Source organism: Bacillus sp. AFS073361, assembly GCF_002567005.1.
In the GTDB taxonomy this organism is placed as follows: domain Bacteria; phylum Bacillota; class Bacilli; order Bacillales; family Cytobacillaceae; genus Neobacillus.
In genome coordinates this window covers 1-281 of sequence record NZ_NUZU01000207.1, presented here as the reverse complement: position 1 = coordinate 281, position 281 = coordinate 1, and the positions used below count along the sequence as shown (strand labels likewise).

The window sequence follows — 281 nt, the reverse complement described above, 5'->3', positions numbered from 1 at the left end:
TCATAGTTAGCTCTCCAGTGAGGTGTCCAGCTCGATGCTGACGCCGATTTCTTTCGCGCTCTCATACGGACGAACGACAAGAAAAATCTGTACCGCAACGCTACTGGTCCAGGTGATGGTGATATCGCCATCCTTCGGCGGCTTAACTTCGCCTGGGAATTCCACCCCATTAATCTGGGTAGAGATCGCCATTTCACGCAGCGGCTTTCCGAAGTAGGTTTCATGCGCCGCAATGCTGCCCGGTGTGCTGTTCAGCGAGCGATCTGCGATTTTAGGAATGG

Annotated in this window: 1 protein-coding gene; it reads right to left on the bottom strand. The window is 53.4% G+C overall.

Going from position 1 to position 281, the window contains the following annotated elements; genetic code table 11:
* Positions 1-6: 6 nt before the first annotated feature.
* Positions 7-281: DUF2586 family protein (locus tag COJ96_RS26040; RefSeq protein WP_142333099.1), on the bottom strand; the 275-nt coding region annotated here is incomplete at its 5' end.